This is a genomic window from Rhizobium sp. P44RR-XXIV (genome assembly GCF_001999485.2).
Classification (GTDB): Bacteria; Pseudomonadota; Alphaproteobacteria; order Rhizobiales; family Rhizobiaceae; genus Rhizobium.
This window is the reverse complement of the sequence record NZ_MPVZ02000026.1, coordinates 542,289-562,977: the sequence shown is the minus strand read 5'-3', so window position 1 is coordinate 562,977 and position 20,689 is coordinate 542,289. Positions and strand designations below refer to the sequence as shown.

Genomic DNA, 20,689 nt, shown 5'->3' with positions numbered 1-20,689 from the left:
AAGCCCGACAAGCTTGCGAAGTTTTTTCGAACCCATGCAGATCGTCAACGGCTATACTAGGCGGCCGCCACCATCGATGTGCAGAATCTCTCCGGTCACGAAGCGGTTGGCCATCAGGAAGAGGATGGCCTGCGCAATATCCTCTGGCCGGCCGATATTGCGGCTGGGGAGCGTCGAGGCAGTCTGCTCGAGCACTTGCCGCTTGGCTTCGCCCATAATGCCGTCGAGCAACGGGGTATCCACCCATCCCGGCGAAACCGCGTTGATGCGCATCGGCGACAATTCGAGGGCGAGGGCGCGAACCGTGCTTTCGACCGCGGCGACGGCGGCTGCCACGACCGCACCGACGGCGGCGGGGCGGGAGGCGAATTGTCCTGAGGTCATGGTAATCGAGCTTGCCGGATGCAGGAGTGGAAGCGCTGCCTTGATGGCGAGCAAAGGTCCGACCAGTCGTTCGCTGATGACCTTCGAGAGATCCGTCTCCGACTGATCCTTGAGCGGCTGCAAATGCACCGTCCCGGCCGTGATCAGCAGATGATCGATTCTGTCGATCCCTGCAAATATCGTCGGCTGTGGGGCGGCAATATCAGCGACGATCTCGGTCGCGCCACCGATCGCTTCGGCGGCTTCCCGAAGACGCTCGGGATTGCGGGATATCAGAAAGAGGTTTGCGCCGGCATCCTTTGCCTGCTTTGCCGTCGCCAGGCCGATGCCCGACGAGCCGCCGATGATGACGATGTTCTGCCCCTGGAATGACTGAGCCTGTGTATTGCTCGTTTGAATAGTGCTGGTCTGCAAGACTGGTTCTCCGATTGGATTGTTGACCAGCTCCAAATTCGTCGATCGGCATATGCTTTAGAAGAGAGCGAATGGCGATGTTATTTATCGTAAAAGACGATAGAATACGGTCATGGATATGCTTTCCGCCATGCGCATCTTCGCCCGTGTCGTCGAACGCGGCAGTCTTTCGGCCGCCGCGCGCGATCTTGGTCTCGGCCAGCCCACAGTCAGCGAACGCGTGGAGAAGCTGGAGAAGCATCTGGGGGTGCGGCTCCTCTACCGGACGACCCGCGCGGTGCAGGCGACCGATGCCGGCGCGCGCTTCTACGAATATGCCAAGCGCGCCATCGAAGCTGCAGAGGAGGCGGAAGCTTCCGTCGCCTCGGCCGAGGCATCACTGACCGGAACGTTTCGGATCGCGGCGCCGCATGGGCTCGGCGAGATGGCATTGCCGAAGCTGCTCATCGAATTCCAGACACGGCATCCGGATCTGGCCCTCGATGTGACCCTGAACGACCGCTTCGTCGATCCGATGACCGAGGGCGTTGATCTCTCCATCCGCATCGGCGAGATCGGCAGCGGCAATTTCATTGCCCGCCGTCTCGGGACGTTGCGCCGGCTCGCGCTGGCCGCTCCCGGCTATCTCGAACGACACGGACCGCTGCGTGAACCGATGGACCTTGCGGCACATCCATTCATCAGGGTCGCCGGTTTCGCGGCGGATGAGCGGCTGCATCTGATCGGTCCCGATGGCGGGTCGGTGGAGGTGCCTATTCGCACCACATGGCGCGTCAGCCACTGGAGGCCGCTCATTGAAGCGGTGCTGGCGGAAAGGGGGATCGGGGCATTGTTCGCGGTCGTCTGCGGCCGGGAAATCGCCGAAGGGAGGCTGGTTCCCGTGCTGCCCTCTTATGCGTTCAGGCGCGTGGACGTCCATGCCATCTATCCGCCTGGACCACGGCCGGCTGCCCGAACGAAAGCCTTCCTTGAGCTGCTCACTGAGCGGATTGATCTCCTTCTTGGCGAAGCGCCTGAGGCTTCCTGAGGGCCTTATCTGCCGACGGCCAGCCTTTCGGCGAATTCGATCGCCTCGATCAGGCTGCGCTCGTTGGCAATGCCCATGCCGGCGATGTCGAAGGCGGTGCCGTGGTCGACGGAGGTGCGCACGATCGGCAGACCGAGGGTGATGTTGACGCCGGACAGATCCATCCACTTGCCTGTGGCAGGATCGATCTCGAAGCCAAGCAGCTTGACCGGGATATGGCCCTGATCGTGATACATGGCGATGACGGCGTCATACTGGCCGGCGCGCAGCTTGACGAAAACGGTATCGCCGGGGACGGGGCCGACGATATCGAGCCCATCGGAGACGGCCTTGGCGATGGTGGGCGCGGAGATGTCGATATCCTGGCGGCCGAAGAGCCCGCCTTCGCCGGCATGCGGGTTGAGCGCTGCCACGGCAATTTTCGGCTTGACGATGCCGAGATTTTTGAGCGCCTTGTCGGTGAGGTCGATGACAAGCCGCAGCCGCTCGGGCGTCAGGCGCTTCGGCACATCCTCAAGTGCGACATGGGTTGTGACGTGGCTGACGCGCATATTGCCATGGGCGAGCATCATCACCGAGCCGCGTGCCCCGGTAAGCTCGGCCAGCAGCTCGGTGTGGCCGGCATAATGGAAGCCAGCCTTGTTCAGCGCTTCCTTGTTGAGCGGCGCGGTGACAATGCCGCCGACCTTGCCAGCCATGGCGAGCTGAACGCCCTTCTCGATCGCCTTGAAGGCCATGCGGCCGCCATCCGCGGAAAGTTGGCCGGGCAGGATCGGCTCGCCCTCGGCATCGGCCTGGATGAAGCAGAGGTTCGGCCAGTCTCCCTCCATCTCGGTTTCCGGTATCTCGATGTCGAGACCGAGTTGTCGCTCGGCGAGGCGTAAGGCCGGGCCGCTGCCGATTATTGTAAGTTTTAACTTACCTTCTTCGATCCTGTCCTTCAGGCGGGCTGCGGCCTTGATGATGATTTCCGGGCCGATGCCGGCGGGGTCGCCCATGGTGATTGCGAGATGCCGCGTCATATCCCGTCTCCTTTGTCGATCAATCCGTTTTTCCTGAGCAGATCGCGCCAGAGATCCGGGGCGCCAAAGGCACCGGATTTCGAGATCACGTCCACCTTGTCCCAATGGCCGCCTGTCATGACCGAGCGGGGCAGACCCGGTGAAACCTGGCCGGTTACCGTCAATGCCTCGGCGCCCAGCGAATGACAGAGCCCGCGCAGCGTCTCGCCGCCGGCGACGATCAGCGTGCCGGGGGCCGGCAGTGCCTTTGCGATGCGGGCAAAGCAGGTCTCGATCCGTGCAGCCGCTTCGGCGCGATCGAGCCCCGGCGGCAGATTGACGCTGACGAGGGCGGCACCATCCCGCTCCAGCTGCTTTTCAATGACGGAGGGATCGGTCTCTTCGCCGATATGGAGCCCGCGGCTGCCACAGGCTTTCAGCTGCGCGCGCGTGATGGGCTGATCGGAGCCGAAAAGGCCGAGAACTGGAGGTTTTAGCCTGTGCGATATGGTGATGGGCCGCAGTCGGTCCGGTGGCGGCTCCAGTGATGTCGGTGGCCATAATCTCGTCAAAAAACTCATTGGTTTGGCTTGTCCGAGCACGAAAGCGCGTGCGCCGGGATCAAACAGACTTACGGAAGCACCGGCCTCCAGTTTGCTTCCGCGCGCCATGGCGCCAGCCAGACCGCCGGTGCCGCTCCATAGAATGGGCCCGCGAGCATTCTGGACCAGGGCGATAATCTCATCGAGATCAGAATCGGTATCAGCGTCAAAAACGCTAATACCATCTAAGAGACGGTGTTCGTACTCTGAATTGTCGAGACGTAAGGGGCTTGGTGCGCGATGCCGCTTGGCTACCCCGGTTGCCTGCAATCCCTCCGCAACCAGAGCCTCCACCAGATCGCCACTCACATCCTGCCATGTGCCATCCGCCGCGCGCAGCATTTGCCGGCCGTTGCGGGTCGCGCGGCCATGATGCGGAAAGGCCGGCGCGAGGATGCAATGCCGCCAGTGCCCCAGCCGGAAGACGGCGGCGAGTTCGGCGGCCCAGGGGCCGCGAAACAGGCTGTCGACCTTCTTGAAGGCGATATCGGCGCCCTTCAGAAGAGGCGCCAGCTGTTCGATGATACCTACCGCATCGGCGGCCGAGCGCTCCCGCGTGCCGCTGTCGATGGCAAGGCTGGACTTACCCTCGGCACCGGGCTCGCTTCCAAGTGCGATCTCTATCGGCCCGCACAGACCGACGAACTCCACCGCGGTGTCGAGCGCGCCGGTTAGATCGTCAGCAAGGAGGCGGAGGGTGGGCATGATCGGAGGAGCCTTCAGCGGGCCTTGCTGACATCGGATTTGAACATGGGGGCGCGGTCTCGCGGCCGCTTCGATGAGGGCCAGTCTTCCGCCTTCACTGGTGGTTGTCAACGGCTTGCTTTGCCGCCTTTCGTCTCACCCGAGGTCACAGTTGCGCCATTCGTCGCGTTTACTCCGAAGCCGCTATGCGGCTATGGTTGCCTTTCGGCAATAGGGGCCAGGTGGCGCCTGTCGCTTCAAGGAGAGCAGAGTGAGTTACGATTTCCATGTGGGCCAGAAGGTCGTCTGTATCGATGACAAGTTCAAGCATGTCAGCATCGACCAATTGATCCGCAAGGGCACGATCTACACGATCCGCTGGGTCGGCGAATACACGCATTATGTCGACGGCACCTTCATCGGCGTGAAGCTCGAGGAGATCCATCGCGGCAATGATGACGGCCCCGAAGGCTATGGCGCCGACGATATGCCCTATCGCGCCACCCGCTTCCGCCCGCTGGTGAAGGACAAGATCGCCTCGCTCAGAAAGCTGCTGGCCCCGACGCCGGATGCACCCGTCGAGCCGAAGGTCAAGGTCAAGAAGACGGAAAAGGTCTGACGGGCAGGGAATGGGCGGCGGCGAAGCCTCTGCCGCCCTTGCTGTCTCTCTTGACGTCATCGCGGGCGGAAAGCCGCTCCGCAATCTTCCCGGAGTTGCTCTAGGCCTGCTTTGCTCTGGCCAGCCCATGCTCGATCAGCCGGCCGACGAGCTCCGGATAGGAAATGCCCGAGGCGCCCATGGCCTTGGGGTACATGCTGATATTCGTGAAGCCCGGCATGGTGTTGATTTCGTTGATGACGACGCTCTCATCCGGCCGGACGAAGAAATCGACGCGCGCCAGCCCTTCGCATCCCAGTGCCCGGAAGCCGTCTGCCGCCATGCGCCGCAGCGTCTCTGCCGTTTCAGCGGGGATCTCAGCCGGTATGGTGACCACAGCGCCGTCCTGATCGATATATTTCGCATCGTAGGAATAGAAGCCATGCGCCGCGGCGGTGGCGATCTCGCCCGGCACGGAGACGAACAGCGTGCCGTCAGGATGCTCCAGCACGGCGCATTCGATCTCGCGGGCGCGCACGAATTCCTCGACGAGCACCTTGCGGTCGTGCTTGAAGGCGTCGGCCAGCGCGCTTTCGAATTCTTTTGCATCATGCGCCTTGCTGACGCCCACCGACGACCCCTGGCGGGTGGGCTTGACGAAGACGGGCGAGCCGAGCGCGCTCACGATCGCCTACGAAATCCGGCTTTTCGCCGCGCGTGAGCGTGACGGAGCGCGCAACCGGCAGGCCGGCCTCCCGCAACAGCCGCTTGGCGATATCCTTGTCGATCGCGTTGGCCGAACCCAAGATGCCGCAGCCGACGAGGGGAATGCCGACCATCTGGGCCAGGCCCTGAATGGATCCATCCTCGCCATAAAGCCCATGCAGCACCGGAAACAGCACATCGACCGCCGCGATCTCCCTCGCGCCCGCACCTTCCAGCGCCAGCAGCCGCCCCTTCGCCCCCGGCAAAAGGCAGACCTCCGTGCCTTCATAGGCAACCGGCTCCGCCAAAACGCCACCCTCCGCTTCCACCAGCAGCCAGCGCCCGCCGCGATCGATCAGGATCGGCACGACCTCATATGTCCCGGCATTGATCGCCCGGATGACATTGCGGGCCGACATGATGGAAACATCATGCTCGCTGGACTGGCCACCAAACAAAACGGCGACGCGGAGTTTCGACATGAGGGCTGCTCTCCCGGGCAAGAAGGATGTGATGGATGGGAGGGTTTAAACGGGGGATTGCAGCGGAATTGGGGAGGGGTGGAGGCTGGTTGCGAGAAATCGTGACTGCTTGCTGCGCTTTGATTTTCAGGGGAAAAAACTGGTGCTACCAGAAGAGATTTGAACTCTTGGCCTCTCCCTCACCAAGGTTGAAATTGAGTTGAAGCAACTATCTGCATTTTAGCCGCATTTTGAAATTCTTAACGTGCAGTGCACGGACTTTGCACCGGAATTACTTTCCTGCACTTCCCGTCAGTTCTTTGATGAATCGGGCGATTGAAAGCTCAAACTGGCGCGGTTGTTGCTCAATGCCAAAGTTTGAGCAGATCAGGTCTTGATGAATTATATCAGTTGAATAAACGAACTTTGCGGCGCTTCGAACAACGCGAAGATTTACTTCGTTTATTAGTTGAGTAATTGGCATGCTTTTGAACGTGGCGCGCGCGGCGATCGTATTCGACGCGGCGAAAATCCTATTGGGAGAGATCGGTATTACAATATGGCCGTGGTCTCCCACGATTCCGTTGCTTCTAATTATGGGTCGATCGGATGTTAAAAGTTGAATACCCGCTGCTGATGTATCAATCACATCCCAAAACATATTATTTATGAATTGGCCTAGGGTGGGGTTGTTTATCATCTTCATTAGTGCATCAAAGAGTAGCTTCTCATCTTCGGAAGGAGGAAGCAGAGATCGGTACTCCCGATAAGTCGTCGGATCGGCCTCTTTCCTTATGTTGGAATATCGCCCCTCTGCCTGCGCCGACCAAGCTTCCATAAGCGCCGGCCACTTTGCTCGAAGAATCTCCAGATCTTCGGGCATACGCATTTCCAGCGACAGGATAAAAACCGTCCAAGCGCTGCGCAATCTTTCAGTCCAATGAGCGGAATCTCCAAATTTGATCATCTTGGCTAGAGCCTTCGAAGCATGACCATCGACAGGTTCGAAGAAGAGGCTCTCTATCTCTGGGCCCACGTCACCGAAGCCTCTTAAGGTATATAGATCAGTCAGGTACCCGGTGCCGCTCGGATGAACGGGCTCTGGTTTAATTTCACCGCGAGCAACAGACCAGCGGATTAACTTGTTCTCCTTGCCAATCCACCTCTTAGAATAGAATTTCGGTATGTAGTGGTGCTGACGTTTGCGCTCAATCAACTCGTTCAAGCAATCACCCTAAAGCTATTGCGGGTTGCTTTCCCCCATTTCACCAGGCGACGAGACCAATAAACCGGATCACTCCACCATCAAACTCACGCCACTGCTGCGGAACGGCTAGCCGCTGAAGCGGGCAGCTTCATCTCTCTTTATATGTTCTTATTATGTTCTAATTGCCAGGTAAGTCAATATGCTGGTCTTTTGGATCTTTTTTGGCATCCGGCGTTTTACAGCCCCATTGATACCAGACGGCATTCTCGTGCGCGAAGGGCCGAGTTTTACAGCTAAGTGCTGGCGCCATCGACAATAAGTCGAGCTTCCCAAGCTGCTGCTCTAGGGCAGCAAGATCGACATCAGCGTGGTCGCCGCCCCAAAGGTGGTGGCGACGGCAGTCCAACGCGCAGCGATCTTATTAAGGCGCGCGGCCTCACTGGATACCGTAGCTAACTCAACTAACCATGCCATAGTTCGCTGATCATCGATTACGGGCTCGTGGCCGCCTTTATAAGGGTCGAATCTGAGCTGGCTGGATCTAAGCCAGTACCAGGCACCGACAAGGCCGGAGGCGAGAGTGCAGACTGCAGCACCAGCCACGAGCATATTGCCTAGCGTCATTATCGGTTTCCCCAAATCAGCCATTACCCGAACAATCGCGGAACATGCTGTGCCACATAGCTATGCGCAACCGTGCGTGAGTATGCGCTTGCTCTTTTCTGAAGCCCGGAAAACTCTAGGAAAAACTGGTGCTGCTAGAGAGATTTGAACTCTCGGCCTCTCCCTTACCAAGGGAGTGCTCTACCCCTGAGCTATAGCAGCAATCCGTGGCGCGGTGATGTGCGCCGTATTGGGCGAGGGGGCTATTGCCATAGGTGAAGGCCGAGCGCAAGCCGCAATTTTCAACTTCTGTGAAAGATCGTGGGAAAAAATGTGTCGGTCTTTTGACAGCCGGGGTTTTAGGCTATGGAAAGTTATGGGTGCGGATAAGACGAAAATCGATGACAGCGAGGCTTTGCGGGGCGGTTTGACCTCCGACCAGTTGGGCGGCGAGGCGTCTGAGCCCGTGGGCGGCAAGCAGATCACCGAAGCGGACAGGCGGCGTGAGCGCGCGGCGCAGAAGCTGCGCGAGAATCTGTCGCGCCGCAAGCAGCAGGTGCGGGCGCGGCGCGCGGGACAGGCCGACGAGACAGATGGGCTGCCGGCGGCGAAAGCCGGGGATGGGCAGGGCGTTGCCGCAAAATTGGACGAATCGCAGTGATTGATGTCGCTCATCATCAAACGAATTGAAGCCTTAATCTATTTCGTCTAAAGAGCGCCTTTTCTCAGGCACTCTGACTGTGGCGCCCGGATATGGCGCACGGAACTTCTAGGAAAGGCGGGCCTCGCCCGTATTGCATATATGGATCGTATCAGGATTGTCGGCGGCAACGAGCTCAACGGTATCATTCCGATCTCCGGCGCCAAGAATGCCGCCCTGCCGCTGATGATCGCCTCGCTTTTGACCAGCGATACCCTCACGCTCGAAAACGTGCCGCATCTGGCCGATGTCGAGCTTTTGATGCGCATCCTCGGCAATCACGGCGTTGACGTTGCCGTCAACGGCCGTCGCGAGCGCCAGGAAGACGGTTATTCCCGCACCATCCACTTCACCTGCCGCACCATCGTCGATACCACGGCGCCTTATGAGCTGGTCGCCAAGATGCGTGCCAGCTTCTGGGTCATCGGGCCGCTGCTGGCTCGTGAGGGCCAGGCGCGCGTGTCGCTGCCGGGCGGCTGCGCCATCGGTACACGTCCGGTCGATCTGTTCATCGAAGGTCTCCAGGCGCTCGGCGCCACCATGGAAATCGATGCCGGCTATATCAACGCCACGGCGCCCAAGGGCGGCCTCATCGGCGCGCGTTATGACTTCCCGAAGGTTTCGGTTGGCGCGACACATGTGATGATGATGGCGGCGACGCTTGCCCGCGGCACGACCGTTATCGGCAATGCGGCCCGCGAGCCTGAAATCGTCGATCTTGCCAATTGCCTGATCGCCATGGGCGCAAAAATTTCCGGCGCCGGCACCAGCACGATCACCATCGAGGGCGTCACCTCTCTGTCAGGCGCGCGCCACCGCGTGTTGCCTGACCGCATCGAGACCGGCACCTACGCCATGGCCGTTGCCATGGCCGGCGGCGATGTCACGCTCGAAAATACCGACATGGCGCTGCTCGACACGGCGCTTGAGAGCCTGCGCCGCGCCGGCGCCGAGATCTTGCCGACCAACAATGGCATCCGCGTCAAGCGCAATGGCGGCGGCATCCAGCCGGTGGATGTGATCACCGATCCGTTCCCGGGCTTCCCGACGGACCTGCAGGCGCAGTTCATGGCGCTGATGACGCGCTCGTCCGGCACCTCGCATATCACCGAGACCATCTTCGAAAACCGCTTCATGCATGTGCAGGAGCTGGCCCGCCTCGGCGCCAAGATCTCGCTGTCAGGCCAGACGGCCCGCATCGAGGGTGTAGAGCGGCTGAAGGGCGCGCCTGTTATGGCGACCGACCTTCGCGCCTCTGTCTCGCTCGTCATCGCCGGCCTTGCCGCCGAGGGCGAAACGCTGGTGTCGCGCATCTATCACCTCGATCGCGGCTTCGAGCGGCTGGAAGACAAGCTGACGCGCTGCGGCGCTATCGTCGAGCGCATCAGCGACTAAAGCGCATCGCGATCTTTCAGATCGGCTCATTGCGCTTTAGGTCCTTTGTGTTTCGCATGTCGTTACCGCAAAACCGCTCCACACTTTTGCGCGACATGCGCCAAAACTATCTCTTGTCGTGCAGAGAGCGGGCAAGCCCGCTTTCTTCGGTTGCGTCTTTTGCGCTCGCATCCTATGTCCACAGAAGGAAAACGTCTGTCACGGCGTTTCGATTGTGCGATCGGGGATAAAGGGCGAATGGGCGATCTCAAGCTAATGGCACTCGACAACGAGGATCTGGGCGTCATATCCGCGCATATGCAGGATAGCGTCTTCAAGGTCGGCGACATGTCCTTTGCGCCGAAGCTCGAGCAGTTCTCGCTGGCCGCCAACCGTTTCGACTGGGAAAAATCCGAACAGCGCAGCAAGTCCTATGAGCGCCATCGTTCCGCGCTGGTGTTCAAGCGGGTGCAGGCCGTGCGCTCCAATGGCATCAACCGGCGCAACCGCGACGAGGTGCTGTCCTTGCTCGCCATCCGCTTCGAGCAGAAGGGCGAGGGGCCTGACGGCACGATCGAGCTGACGCTTGCCGGCAACGCCACCATTGCGCTTGATGTCGAATGCATCGAAGTTCAGCTTGCCGATATCGGCGGCACATGGGAAACCGCGCATAAGCCGCGACATCCGGATGCGGGCGAATAGATAAGCGATCGATGAATGCCGGCCGCTGAAGGCGGCCTCGATGGAAGAGGAATATCAGCGTTGGCTATCTGGCTGGATCAGGCGTCGGAAGGGTTCGAGCAGCAGTTCGCCGCTTTCCTGACGACCAAGCGGGAAGTATCCGAAGATGTGAACGCCGTGGTGCGCGGCATCATCGATGATGTGCGGGCACGCGGCGATGCCGCCCTTGCGCATTATTCGCAGAAATTCGAAGGCATCGATTTTGCGACGACGCCGATGCGCGTCAGCGAGGCCGAAATCGATGCGGCGATCGAGGCTGTTCCGGCCGAGGTGCTGGGCGCGCTCAAGGTCGCCGCGACCCGCATTGAATCGCATCATCGCCGGCAGCTGCCGAAGGACGATATCTATGAGGACGATCTCGGCGTCGGCCTCGGCTCGCGCTGGACGGCGATCGAGGCTGTCGGCCTCTATGTGCCGGGGGGTACTGCGAGCTATCCAAGCTCGGTGCTGATGAACGCCGTGCCGGCCAAGGTCGCCGGTGTCGAGCGCGTCGTCATCGTCGTTCCCACGATGAAGGGCGCCATAAACCCGGCCGTGCTTGCCGCCGCCCGCATGGCCGGCGTCGAGGAGATCTACCGCATCGGCGGCGCGCAGGCGATTGCAGCGCTTGCCTATGGCACCGAGACGATCGCCCCCGTCTACAAGATCACCGGCCCGGGCAATGCCTATGTCGCCGCCGCCAAGCGCCATGTGTTCGGCACTGTTGGCATCGACATGATCGCCGGCCCTTCGGAAGTGCTCGTCATTGCCGACAAGAACAACGACCCGGATTGGCTCGCCGCTGACCTGCTGGCCCAGGCCGAGCATGATGAAGGCGCGCAGTCGATCCTGATCACCGACGATGCCGAGTTCGGCAGGGCCGTTGAGGGCGCCGTCGAGCGCCAGCTCAAGCAGCTGAGCCGCTCGCAGACGGCGGCTGCCAGCTGGCGGGATTTCGGCGCCATCATCCTCGTATCCGATCTCAAACAGGCCATCCCTCTCGCCAACCGCATTGCGGCCGAGCATGTGGAGCTTGCGCTCGATGATCCCGAGCCGCTGCTTGCGGGCATCCGCAATGCCGGCGCGATCTTTGTCGGGCGTCATACGCCCGAGGTGATCGGCGATTATGTCGGCGGCTCCAACCACGTATTGCCGACGGCGCGCTCTGCCCGCTTCTCGTCGGGCTTGTCCGTGCTCGATTTCGTCAAGCGCACGTCGATCCTGCGGCTTGGGCCGGAGCAGCTTCGCGCGCTTGGACCGGCGGCGATAGCGCTTGCCAATTCCGAAGGGCTGGATGCTCACGCGCGGTCGGTCGCGATCCGCCTCAATCTCGAGGGGTAAGGCATGGCTGAAGGCGTCTTCCGGCTGAGCGACGTTGTCCTGGACGACACGATCGGCCGCTCGACGCCGGATGTCGAGCATGAACGCGCCGTCGCCATCTTCGACCTGATCGAGGAAAACAGCTTTGAGCCGGCCGGGCACGCGGGCGGGCCCTATCTGCTCAATCTGTCGCTGGTCGACCAGAAGCTGGTCTTCGACATCCGCATCGAAGACGGCAGCATCGTCGCCACGCATATCCTGTCGCTGACGCCGTTTCGTCGCATCGTGAAGGATTACTTTATGATCTGCGAGAGCTATTACGAGGCGATCCGCTCGGCCACGCCGAGCCGCATCGAGGCGATCGACATGGGCCGGCGCGGCATTCACAATGAAGGCTCGCAGACGCTGATGGATCGGCTGAATGGCAAGATCACCGTGGATTTCGACACGGCGCGCCGGCTCTTCACGCTGGTCTGTGTGCTCTATTGGCGCGGGTGAGCGTCATGGAGCAGCTGCAGGCGGTCGAGCATAGCAACAAGGCGCCTGGCGCAATCCTCTTCATGTGCGGGCTCAATGCCATCCGTTCGCCGATGGCCGAGGCGATTGCGCGGCATATGCTGCCGCAGGGCACCTATATTGCCTCGGCGGGCGTGCGGGCTGGCGAGCGCAATCCCTTTGTCGATGTCGTGCTTGACGAGATCGGGCTTTCTCTTGGGCGCCGGCAGCCGCAGACCCTGGAGGAGCTGGAGGATGATTTCTTCGATATCATCATCACGCTCTCGCCGGAGGCGCATCACGCCGCCCTTGAGCTGACGCGGGCGAACGCCATCGAGGTTATCTATTGGCCGACCATGGACCCCTCCGCAACGGATGGAACGCGCGACCAGGTTCTCGATGCTTATCGGGAAGTTCGGGACTATCTTCTCGGCCTGATCGAAAGCCGGCTTGTGGAACGTCGCGGCTCGCTTTAGAGCTGCAAATGAAACAAATGCAGAAACCCTTATCAACGAGGTTCACAAAACCGCGGCGATTGTGTAGTTTCCGCGCAATTTCCGGCGACCCCCGGCTTTTTGCCATGGGCGCCGGCCTCAACCGACAGGAAAAGAAGCTTTAATGCCGAAAGAAGAAGTCCTCGAATTTCCCGGTGTCGTCACCGAACTCCTGCCGAACGCGACATTCCGCGTGAAGCTGGAAAACGAGCATGAGATCATCGCCCACACGGCGGGCCGCATGCGCAAGAACCGTATCCGCGTTCTGGCCGGCGATAAGGTGCTGGTGGAAATGACCCCCTATGACCTGACGAAGGGCCGCATCACCTACCGTTTCAAGTAGTCCGGCTCTAGAATCAAACAAGCAGAGCATGATGTCCTCCGAAAACAGCTGATACTTTTCGGCGCCATGCTTTAGAGCCCGTTCTCATTCCCGCATGACAGGTCGAGGTCTGATGGCGTTGAAACACAAGCTGATACTGGCTTCCGGATCGCCGCGACGCGTCGAGCTCCTGCACCAGTCAGGCATCGAACCCGCGCGCCTCATGCCGATGGATATCGACGAGACGCCGAAGAAGTCGGAGCATCCGCGCTCGCTTGCGCGGCGGCTTTCGGCTGAAAAGGGCGAGGCGGCCTTTGCTGCCATCAAGAGCGATGCCGCCTGGCAGGGCAGCTACATCCTGTCCGCCGATACCGTGGTCGCCGTCGGGCGTCGCATCCTGCCGAAGGCGGAGTTTATCGACGAAGCCTCTTCGGCGCTGCATCTGCTCTCCGGCCGCGGCCATGTCGTCTATACCGGCATCTGCCTGATCACGCCGGACAGGAAGCTGCGTCAGAAGGTTGTCGAGACCAAGGTGCGCTTCAAGCGGCTTTCGGGCCGCGATATCGAAATGTATCTGGCCTCGGGCCAATGGCGTGGGAAGGCGGGAGCCTACGGCATCCAGGGGCTTGCCGGCTCCTTCGTGCAGAAGCTGATCGGCTCCTACACCAATGTCGTCGGATTGCCGCTTTATGAGACCATGCTGCTGCTGGCGGGCGAGGGCTTCGATGTCCATGCCGGTTGGCAGGAAGGATAGACAATGGGCAAGGCTGAAGAGATCAAGGTAGGTTCCAAGGTGGAGCCGCTGCGCAAGACCCGCGCCTGCGCGGAATGCGGCCGTCCTTCGGTGCGCGAACATTATCCCTTCTGTTCGGATCGCTGTCGTTCGGTCGATCTTTCGCGATGGCTGAATGGTTCCTACGCCATTCCCGTTACCGAGGATGAGACTAAGGCCGGCGGCCAGGACGACGAATAACCCTCGCGCCCCGGCATTGTTCGGCCTTGCGAAGCCATTCATTTTGTTCGTGAATTGCCAAAATTCCATTTCCTGTCAAAAAAGAGTCATTTGCGGCTGGACATGGACGAACAAGATGCTATAACCCCGCTCGCTTCCGGGGCGCACCAAACGCCCAGAGCCCTTCAAGGCTCTTCCCTTGGACACGAAGCTCGGTTGCCCAGATAGCTCAGTTGGTAGAGCAGCGGATTGAAAATCCGCGTGTCGCTGGTTCGATTCCGGCTCTGGGCACCACTACAACACTCAAGAAAATCAGTATTTTACCTTCTGCTTTTGGCTTGCGATTTTACCGTCGCGTTGTCGCGTCATATTGCTGGTCAATGAAGTCTAACGCGACGCCGATAATCGTCATCGGCCTCGTCGAAGACTGGAAAACTGCGGCTGGTCGAGATGAGCGCCAAGTTGCAGAACGGTTTCGGCGCAATGACGCATGTCGTCACCGGTTGCACAGACGGTCTCGCATTGACCTCTGTCGTGGATGTTTCCGCAGATCAGCCATAGGCAGGGTTTGGTAAGGTTCACACATTCATGCGGCAGTATATTCCCCCGTATTGTGAAGAATGAGGAAAATACACAAGGGGAATATAGCTATGAATTATGATTGGGATGGCGTGAAGACACGCCGCATCAAAGCGTTGAAGATTGGGGTGTCCCTACTATTGGCAGGAATCACTTTAGTGGCTCCAAAACTGTTCATGCTTAAATTCTATTAGGGGCGCATTCAGCGTTGGGCTATGCTCGGATTTATTCAGGCTGCTTTCAGGTGCCTGTTGTAGCGGTCGACTGTGCGAAACTGACGCCCCCAATCCAAGTTTCGCATGAGGCGCCATGATAGCGCTGTAGCTCTGCCTCACGCCAAGAGGCAGAGCTTTCCTCGGCCGCGATGCGCATATGCCACTGCATGGTCCCGTAGTGCAGGCCAGGTTCGTGGTGTCACGCCTATTGCAAGAAAATGAGCATGAGTATGCCAAGGACCGTCAGGCCGCCAAAGATCGGCAGCAGTATCCTCATAGTCAGGCGAGCAAGTTTCCTTCGCTCGTTCTGTGTCAAACTAACCCAGTGCGATTTTGGCAATTAAATGAACACCTATCCCCAATCGCAGCGTCGCATTTCAAACTGAAATGACGCTTAAGGTACGGTGGCACTTCATCTCTCGCCAACAGCCGCATGATCAGCCGCAAGCGCCATATCCATGATGCCTATTCAAACATCACAAGAATCCAGATGTTTTTGATAGAAATGTGCTAAAAGGAAGGGAACGTTCTGCAAAGGCCAGGGAGGGGACTATGCAGTCTTTGCTTACGCCAGTTCATACATCGGTGCCGGTAGAGGTGCTTGAGGCGGAAATTCGACGGATCTGTGGGGCCTTCACCTTGGAGCCGACGCTCCCGTCGGGCATCGTCGCGGGAGATGTTGCCACTCGTCGCATGGGGCTCTTTGAAACCGCGATCGTTGCGCTCGATGATAGTGATCATGTAGAGCGCAGTGTGAAGGCGATCCGCCGCGACCCCGGCGAACACTTCTTTCTTCTTATTCAGGATGCCGGCCATTGCCGGGTTGAACAGAACGGCCGGATTACCGATCTTGACCCCGGTGACATGCTCCTGGTCGATTCCGTCCGACCATCGCGCTTTTCCTATGGCGGCGTCCGTTCTTCCCAGGTTTCGATCCACCTTCCGCGTGACGAGATGGTTCACCGTTTTGGCAATAGTTGCGCCGGCGGCGTTTCGATCAGCCGGAGCGATCCGCTTTGGCTCGCGATGCGGGCGGTAGTGACCAAGATGCTCGACAGCTCGGCCAGCCAGCCGCAGCTTGGTGAGGCTTTCCTCTGTCTGATGGGTGCCTATCTCCAGTCGCTCCGCACCGCGGCCGCGCCGGAAACCCTGCTATCTCGGGCGCTTGCCCTCATCGATCGCCACAGGGCCGATCCCGCTTTCGGCCCGCGAGAGCTTGCAACCCGTCTCAATGTTTCCGAGCGCATGTTGCAGCGCCATTTCCAGGTACTTGGCGAAACGCCTGGCCACCGGCTTTTGAACCGCCGCCTCGAAATTGCGCATGATCGGCTTTCGGCCCGAAAGGCGGAGGTTGCCGGCGACGGTATCGCGGCCATCGCCTATGATGCCGGCTTCAACGATCTCTCCTATTTCTACCGCGAGTTCCGCAAGAAATACGGGGTAACGCCGGGCGCCGTCGCCCGCTGCCATTGACGTTTTTGTCCAATAGTCCGGACGCTCCTGTCCAAGCTCCGAATTCGTTCCTGGCTTAGTCTTCCGCCAATCCCCGGCCTCGACCGGGTTTCAGCGGAGGAGGTGGCAATGGCGTTTTATTCTGCAACCATCGGCGGGACGCAGGTGACGGGCGAGACAAATTTTGCGGTGCTCAATCCGGCAACCGGCGAAGAGGCGGGCCGAGCGCCTGCTCTGGGCGCTGTCGAACTTGATCGCGCGGTCGAAGCTGCCCGTGCGGCATTTCCGGAATGGTCGGCGCGCGGTGATAAGGAGCTGCAGCGCATTTGTGCTGCGGTTACCTCCCATATCGAGCAGCATGCAGGCGAACTTGCCACGATCATCACGCTTGAGCAGGGCAAGCCGCTCAACGGTCTCGGTTCACGTTGGGAAATGGGCGGCGCTGTCGCCTGGGCAGGTTACACGACCGGGCTTTCGCTGCCGGTGAAGGTGCTTCAGGACAATGCTGAAGGTCGCGTTGAACTGCATCGCAAGCCCATCGGCGTGGTCGGATCGATTACGCCTTGGAACTTCCCGGTCATGATCGCGATCTGGCATGTGATGCCGGCATTGCGCACGGGCAATACCGTGATCATCAAGCCGTCGCCTTTCACCCCGCTCTCGACGCTGCGTCTGGTGCAGATCATGAACGAGGTGCTGCCGCCCGGCGTGCTGAACGTCGTGACATCGGATGACAAGAGCTTCAATCTCGGCGCGGCCATGGCCTCTCATCCGGGCATCAACAAGATCGTTTTCACCGGTTCCATCGCCACCGGCCAGAAGGTCATGCAATCGGCCGCCTCCAACATGAAGCGGTTGACGCTGGAGCTTGGCGGCAATGATGCCGGCATCGTCCTGCCGGACGCTGATCCTGCCAAGATCGCCGAAGGCCTCTTCTGGGGCGCCTTCATCAACAATGGTCAGACCTGCGCTGCGATGAAGCGTCTCTATGTGCATGAGTCGATCCATGACGCCGTCTGTGAGGCGCTGGTCGCCTATGCCCGCAATATTCCGGTCGGCAACGGCATGGAGGAAACGAGCGTTCTCGGACCTGTGCAAAACCGCATGCAATTCGAGAAGCTGAGCCGGCTGGTTGCCGATGCGACCGGCCGTGGCAAGGTGCTGCTCGGCGGCGCGCCGGGCGAGGGGCTGTTCTTTCCGCCGACGATTGTCGCCGGGCTTTCGAATGGCGATGCGCTTGTTGACGAGGAGCAGTTCGGTCCCGCCTTGCCTGTTATCAAATACGGAAATGTCGAAGACGCCATTCGTATGGCGAATGACAGCCCGAATGGTTTGGGCGGCTCCGTCTGGTCTTCGGATATATCGGCGGCGAAGGCCGTGGCTGCGCGCATGGAATGTGGCTCCGTCTGGATCAACAAGCACGGTGCGATCCAGCCGAACGCCCCATTCGGCGGTGTCAAAGCTTCCGGCTTTGGTGTCGAATTCGCCGAGGAGGGGCTGCACGAATACACGGATATCCAGGTGATATTCGCGTGATCCAGGAATGCATGAGACAGGGAGGATGGAAATGAACATGAAGCACTATCTGGCTTCGGCCGGGCTGCTGCTGACGCTTGGCGCGTCCGCGGCGATGAGCCACCCGCTCGACGGGCTGACGGCGGATGAATATCAGAAGATCAACCAGATCCTGCGCGAGCAAAAGGTCGTCGACGACCACACGCTCTATCCGCTGATCGAACTTAAGGAGCCGGCCAAGGCCGACGTTCTCAAATGGAAGGAAGGCGACAAGCCGCTCGACCGTGAGGCAAAGGTACAGCTGACGAGCCCGCAGGGCTTCAAGGAAGCTGTCGTCAACATCACCAAGGGGACAGTCGAGAGCACGGCACCGATCAAGGGGCAGCCCATGGTGCTCTTTACCGAGTTCATGGACGCGCTGCAGGGCGTGCTTGGCGACCCGCAAATGGTCGCGGGTCTGAAGAAGCGCGGGTTGACGCCGGACCAAGCCTTCTGCCTGCCATTGACCGCCGGCAACTTCTTTACCGAGGAATATCAGAATTCTCGCCTGATGAAGGTGCCTTGCTATCATGTTCCCGAGGGCTCCAACTATTATGCCAAGCCGATCGAGGGCCTGTTTGCCGTCTATGATATCGGCAAGAAGAAGGTGCTGAAGGTCATCGACACTGGAGCGATTACCGGCCCGAAGGACAATTGGGGCTATACCGAGAAGGAAGTGGCCGAGCGCGAGACGCTGCGTCCGCAGACTAATCTCGCTACCCTCTCGCAGCAGGGCGGGCCGAACTACAAGATCACTGGGAGCCATCTCGAATGGGACATGTGGCGCTTCAATTTCCGCGTCGACAAGCGCCCGGGCCTCGTGCTCTCCAATCTCGACGTGAAGGACGGCGACACCTGGCGTTCGGTGATCTACCAGTCGCATCTCTCGGAGGTTTTCGTCCCCTATATGGACCCGACCGAGGGCTGGTACTGGCGCACCTACATGGATAGCGGGGAATACGGCTTCGGCCTGTTCCTGAGCCCGCTGCGCGCAGGCGTCGATTGCCCGAGCTACGCGACCTTCCTGCCGGCGACGATCGCCGACGACAAGGGTAACCCGCTGACCATCCCCGATGCCATCTGCGTCTTCGAACGCAGTATCGGCGATCCGGCCTGGCGACATTTCGAGGTCTTCGCGCAGACACCTGAAAAGCCGATCCCGGCGGAAGGCCGGCCGGCAAGCGAACTGGTCGTGCGCACCGCCTCGGAAGTCGGCAACTACGACTACCTGATCGATTACCGGCTGCAGCCCGATGGTCAGATCCGTATCATGATCGGCGCGACCGGCCTCGATGCGGTCAAGGGTGTCCAGTCGACCTCGATGGATGATCCGACGGCTGCGGCAGACACGGCGCACGGAACGCTGATCGCGCCGAACCTGGTGGCTGCCAACCACGACCACTACTTCAACTTCCGCATCGACTTCGACATCGACCAGCCGGCCAACCACTTCGGTACGATGGACATCGTTCCAGCCAAGGTCGATCCGAAGAACCCGCGCCGCTCCATGTGGACGGTCCAGCACTCGATGCCGAGGACGGAGATGGAGGCGCGCTACCAGCTTTCGGCGATGAAGCCGCGCTATTTCATGATCTCCGATCCCTCGCGCAAGGGCTATCTCGGTCAGGAACCTGGCTGGATGATCCATCACGGTGATGTCGCCTACGGTCCCTTCGACTTCGTCAAGGACCCGCCGATGAAGCGCAATGCCTATATCGAATATTCGGTATGGAATACGGTCTATGATCCGGACCAGCAATATGCCGGCGGCAAGTTCGCCATGCAGAGCGACGGCTCGGATACGCTGCCGGAATGGGTCAAGGCCAACAAGCCGCTGATGGGCAAGGATATTGTCACCTGGTTTACCGCCGGCTTCCACCATATTCCGCGTATGGAGGACTGGCCCGTGATGTCGACCGAGTGGAAGACGATCCACATCGAGCCGCATAACTTCTTCGCGCATAATCCAGCATTGACGCTGCGAAATTGATCACTGCCCACCAGCGCCGTTCAAACGGTGCTGGTGGGTTTCATCCTCTCGCCTTCCCAACCGATCAGATGACCTTGCGCACTTCCTGTTCGAAGCTGAGAACATGATGCAGGGCGATCCTTTCGGCGGTATCGGCATCTCCGCGGCAGACGGCTTCGAGCATCAGTATCTGCTCCTGTACCACCTTATCGAGTTCCGGCGTCAGCTCGGGAAACCGGCGCATCGCGACATGAAGAATCCGGAGCGAGAGGTTGTGGTAATGGTCGAGCGTGTCGAAGAGATACCTGTTCTTGGCGCATCGGTAGATGAAGCGATGGATGCGTCGGTCGAGTGTAAGAAGCGCATCGAGCTCCGAAGGAAGGGAAAGCGCCTTTAGCGCTTCTATCAATTTGCCGGCTTCGTGCCGCTCGGGCTCCCGCAGCCGTTCGGCAGCCAGCCGCGTAACCCAGGATTCGATCCGTGCCCGGGCCTCGTAGATTGCCGTAAGGTCGCTGATATCGATCCGGCTGACGAAAGTGCCCCGGCGTGCGTTGACATCGACGAAACCATCGCGCTGCAGCCGCAGGAACGCCTCACGTACGGGCGTGCGACCAACGTCGAGCCGCCGCATCACATCGTTTTCCCGCAATATGGTGCCCGGCGCCAGCTGCACCGTGATGATATCCTCGCGTAGCTGCAAATAGGTGCGCTCCGCCAAAGTCAGCGTCGCTTCCGGATCGTCGATCATTTCTTCCGACATCCAAGTGTCCATCCGCGTTGTCTCCATCCTGAGAGTGGTCTGCTTTGTCCGGCGGCAGAATCACTTGACAAGGCGCATCAATAATATACTGAGTAAT

The 20,689-nt window shown here is 59.9% G+C and carries 19 protein-coding genes, 2 tRNA genes and 1 pseudogene; 15 read left to right on the top strand and 7 right to left on the bottom strand.

All coding sequences use genetic code 11. The annotated features are described in order from the left end of the window. Positions 1 to 51: 51 nt before the first annotated feature. Complete coding sequence (locus BSK43_RS11590) at positions 52 to 798, bottom strand: SDR family oxidoreductase (RefSeq protein ID WP_077472493.1); 747 nt, start codon at positions 796 to 798, stop codon at positions 52 to 54. 112 nt (positions 799 to 910) lie between these two features. Here BSK43_RS11590 and BSK43_RS11585 point away from each other — a divergent pair, with 112 nt between their 5' ends. Next, the gene (locus BSK43_RS11585) at positions 911 to 1,825 is read left to right on the top strand and encodes a LysR family transcriptional regulator (RefSeq protein WP_077472494.1); all 915 of its coding nucleotides are present in this window, start codon (positions 911 to 913) and stop codon (positions 1,823 to 1,825) included. Positions 1,826 to 1,830: 5 nt separating this feature from the next. Here BSK43_RS11585 and pdxA read toward each other — a convergent pair whose 3' ends face one another. Continuing rightward, complete coding sequence (gene pdxA, locus BSK43_RS11580; RefSeq protein WP_077472495.1) at positions 1,831 to 2,847, bottom strand: 4-hydroxythreonine-4-phosphate dehydrogenase PdxA; 1,017 nt, start codon at positions 2,845 to 2,847, stop codon at positions 1,831 to 1,833. Further along, positions 2,844 to 4,133 carry a four-carbon acid sugar kinase family protein gene (locus tag BSK43_RS11575; RefSeq protein WP_077472496.1) on the bottom strand — a complete coding sequence of 430 codons (1,290 nt, stop codon included), beginning with the start codon at positions 4,131 to 4,133 and terminating at the stop codon, positions 2,844 to 2,846. The genes pdxA and BSK43_RS11575 overlap by 4 nt, the downstream gene beginning before the upstream one ends. Positions 4,134 to 4,383: 250 nt before the next feature. Between BSK43_RS11575 and BSK43_RS11570 the strand changes: the two genes are divergently transcribed. Next, on the top strand, positions 4,384 to 4,731 hold the full coding sequence (locus BSK43_RS11570; protein WP_034483120.1) for a hypothetical protein: 348 nt from the start codon (positions 4,384 to 4,386) through the stop codon (positions 4,729 to 4,731). A gap of 100 nt (positions 4,732 to 4,831) precedes the next feature. On the opposite strand, the pseudogene BSK43_RS11565 reads toward BSK43_RS11570, so the two are convergent. The 3 genes and pseudogenes from BSK43_RS11565 to BSK43_RS11555 all read right to left on the bottom strand — a co-directional run bounded on the left by BSK43_RS11565 (position 4,832) and on the right by BSK43_RS11555 (position 7,908). Beyond that, positions 4,832 to 5,897 (bottom strand): annotated as a pseudogene (locus tag BSK43_RS11565) (D-alanine--D-alanine ligase family protein). 271 nt (positions 5,898 to 6,168) lie between these two features. Beyond that, the gene (locus BSK43_RS11560) at positions 6,169 to 7,101 is read right to left on the bottom strand and encodes a DUF4238 domain-containing protein (RefSeq protein WP_077472498.1); all 933 of its coding nucleotides are present in this window, start codon (positions 7,099 to 7,101) and stop codon (positions 6,169 to 6,171) included. A 732-nt stretch (positions 7,102 to 7,833) separates the two neighbouring features. Next, a tRNA-Thr gene (locus tag BSK43_RS11555) sits at positions 7,834 to 7,908 on the bottom strand. 220 nt (positions 7,909 to 8,128) lie between these two features. Here BSK43_RS11555 and BSK43_RS11550 point away from each other — a divergent pair. From BSK43_RS11550 to BSK43_RS11490, 13 genes are all read left to right on the top strand, one after another. Then, a complete protein-coding gene (locus BSK43_RS11550; protein WP_077472562.1) occupies positions 8,129 to 8,347 on the top strand; it encodes a hypothetical protein in 219 nt (72 codons plus the stop codon). A 141-nt stretch (positions 8,348 to 8,488) separates the two neighbouring features. Then, the gene (gene murA, locus BSK43_RS11545) at positions 8,489 to 9,781 is read left to right on the top strand and encodes a UDP-N-acetylglucosamine 1-carboxyvinyltransferase (RefSeq protein WP_077472500.1); all 1,293 of its coding nucleotides are present in this window, start codon (positions 8,489 to 8,491) and stop codon (positions 9,779 to 9,781) included. A 237-nt stretch (positions 9,782 to 10,018) separates the two neighbouring features. After that, on the top strand, positions 10,019 to 10,462 hold the full coding sequence (locus BSK43_RS11540) for a DUF2948 family protein (protein WP_068394754.1): 444 nt from the start codon (positions 10,019 to 10,021) through the stop codon (positions 10,460 to 10,462). 60 nt (positions 10,463 to 10,522) lie between these two features. Next, entirely contained in the window at positions 10,523 to 11,821 is a 1,299-nt protein-coding gene (gene hisD, locus BSK43_RS11535) for a histidinol dehydrogenase (protein ID WP_077472501.1), read from the top strand. Positions 11,822 to 11,824: 3 nt separating this feature from the next. Then, positions 11,825 to 12,298, top strand: coding sequence for a UPF0262 family protein (locus tag BSK43_RS11530; protein ID WP_068394755.1), 474 nt, complete (start codon positions 11,825 to 11,827; stop codon positions 12,296 to 12,298). 5 nt (positions 12,299 to 12,303) lie between these two features. Further along, entirely contained in the window at positions 12,304 to 12,771 is a 468-nt protein-coding gene (locus BSK43_RS11525; RefSeq protein WP_068394756.1) for a low molecular weight phosphatase family protein, read from the top strand. 142 nt (positions 12,772 to 12,913) lie between these two features. Next, on the top strand, positions 12,914 to 13,132 hold the full coding sequence (gene infA / locus BSK43_RS11520; protein WP_004117876.1) for a translation initiation factor IF-1: 219 nt from the start codon (positions 12,914 to 12,916) through the stop codon (positions 13,130 to 13,132). Between the two features lie 112 nt (positions 13,133 to 13,244). After that, complete coding sequence (locus tag BSK43_RS11515; RefSeq protein ID WP_068394757.1) at positions 13,245 to 13,865, top strand: Maf-like protein; 621 nt, start codon at positions 13,245 to 13,247, stop codon at positions 13,863 to 13,865. 3 nt (positions 13,866 to 13,868) lie between these two features. Further along, a complete protein-coding gene (gene yacG, locus BSK43_RS11510; protein ID WP_077472502.1) occupies positions 13,869 to 14,084 on the top strand; it encodes a DNA gyrase inhibitor YacG in 216 nt (71 codons plus the stop codon). A 197-nt stretch (positions 14,085 to 14,281) separates the two neighbouring features. Then, positions 14,282 to 14,357: transfer RNA gene (locus BSK43_RS11505), tRNA-Phe, on the top strand. 1,052 nt (positions 14,358 to 15,409) lie between these two features. Next, positions 15,410 to 16,330: a helix-turn-helix domain-containing protein gene (locus BSK43_RS11500; RefSeq protein ID WP_136686853.1), complete on the top strand. Its 921-nt coding sequence runs from the start codon at positions 15,410 to 15,412 to the stop codon at positions 16,328 to 16,330. A 108-nt stretch (positions 16,331 to 16,438) separates the two neighbouring features. Then, on the top strand, positions 16,439 to 17,845 hold the full coding sequence (locus BSK43_RS11495; RefSeq protein WP_077472504.1) for an aldehyde dehydrogenase family protein: 1,407 nt from the start codon (positions 16,439 to 16,441) through the stop codon (positions 17,843 to 17,845). Positions 17,846 to 17,876: 31 nt separating this feature from the next. Beyond that, entirely contained in the window at positions 17,877 to 19,853 is a 1,977-nt protein-coding gene (locus BSK43_RS11490) for a tyramine oxidase (protein WP_205910605.1), read from the top strand. Positions 19,854 to 19,917: 64 nt separating this feature from the next. Here the strand turns inward: BSK43_RS11490 and BSK43_RS11485 are convergent, their stop codons facing one another. After that, positions 19,918 to 20,604: a GntR family transcriptional regulator gene (locus BSK43_RS11485; protein WP_077472505.1), complete on the bottom strand. Its 687-nt coding sequence runs from the start codon at positions 20,602 to 20,604 to the stop codon at positions 19,918 to 19,920. Between the last annotated feature and the right edge of the window lie 85 nt (positions 20,605 to 20,689).

Excerpts from the sequence above, each read along its gene's own strand:
- BSK43_RS11525 (WP_068394756.1), top strand. The coding sequence starts at position 12,304 with ATGGAGCAGCTGCAGGCGGTCGAGCATAGCAACAAGGCGCCTGGCGCA.
- BSK43_RS11575 (WP_077472496.1), bottom strand. The coding sequence starts at position 4,133 with ATGCCCACCCTCCGCCTCCTTGCTGACGATCTAACCGGCGCGCTCGAC.
- BSK43_RS11485 (WP_077472505.1), bottom strand. The coding sequence starts at position 20,604 with ATGGACACTTGGATGTCGGAAGAAATGATCGACGATCCGGAAGCGACG.
- BSK43_RS11500 (WP_136686853.1), top strand. The coding sequence starts at position 15,410 with ATGCAGTCTTTGCTTACGCCAGTTCATACATCGGTGCCGGTAGAGGTG.
- BSK43_RS11515 (WP_068394757.1), top strand. The coding sequence starts at position 13,245 with ATGGCGTTGAAACACAAGCTGATACTGGCTTCCGGATCGCCGCGACGC.
- BSK43_RS11495 (WP_077472504.1), top strand. The coding sequence starts at position 16,439 with ATGGCGTTTTATTCTGCAACCATCGGCGGGACGCAGGTGACGGGCGAG.
- BSK43_RS11490 (WP_205910605.1), top strand. The coding sequence starts at position 17,877 with ATGAACATGAAGCACTATCTGGCTTCGGCCGGGCTGCTGCTGACGCTT.
- murA (WP_077472500.1), top strand. The coding sequence starts at position 8,489 with ATGGATCGTATCAGGATTGTCGGCGGCAACGAGCTCAACGGTATCATT.
- yacG (WP_077472502.1), top strand. The coding sequence starts at position 13,869 with ATGGGCAAGGCTGAAGAGATCAAGGTAGGTTCCAAGGTGGAGCCGCTG.
- pdxA (WP_077472495.1), bottom strand. The coding sequence starts at position 2,847 with ATGACGCGGCATCTCGCAATCACCATGGGCGACCCCGCCGGCATCGGC.
- BSK43_RS11585 (WP_077472494.1), top strand. The coding sequence starts at position 911 with ATGGATATGCTTTCCGCCATGCGCATCTTCGCCCGTGTCGTCGAACGC.
- BSK43_RS11530 (WP_068394755.1), top strand. The coding sequence starts at position 11,825 with ATGGCTGAAGGCGTCTTCCGGCTGAGCGACGTTGTCCTGGACGACACG.
- infA (WP_004117876.1), top strand. The coding sequence starts at position 12,914 with ATGCCGAAAGAAGAAGTCCTCGAATTTCCCGGTGTCGTCACCGAACTC.
- BSK43_RS11540 (WP_068394754.1), top strand. The coding sequence starts at position 10,019 with ATGGGCGATCTCAAGCTAATGGCACTCGACAACGAGGATCTGGGCGTC.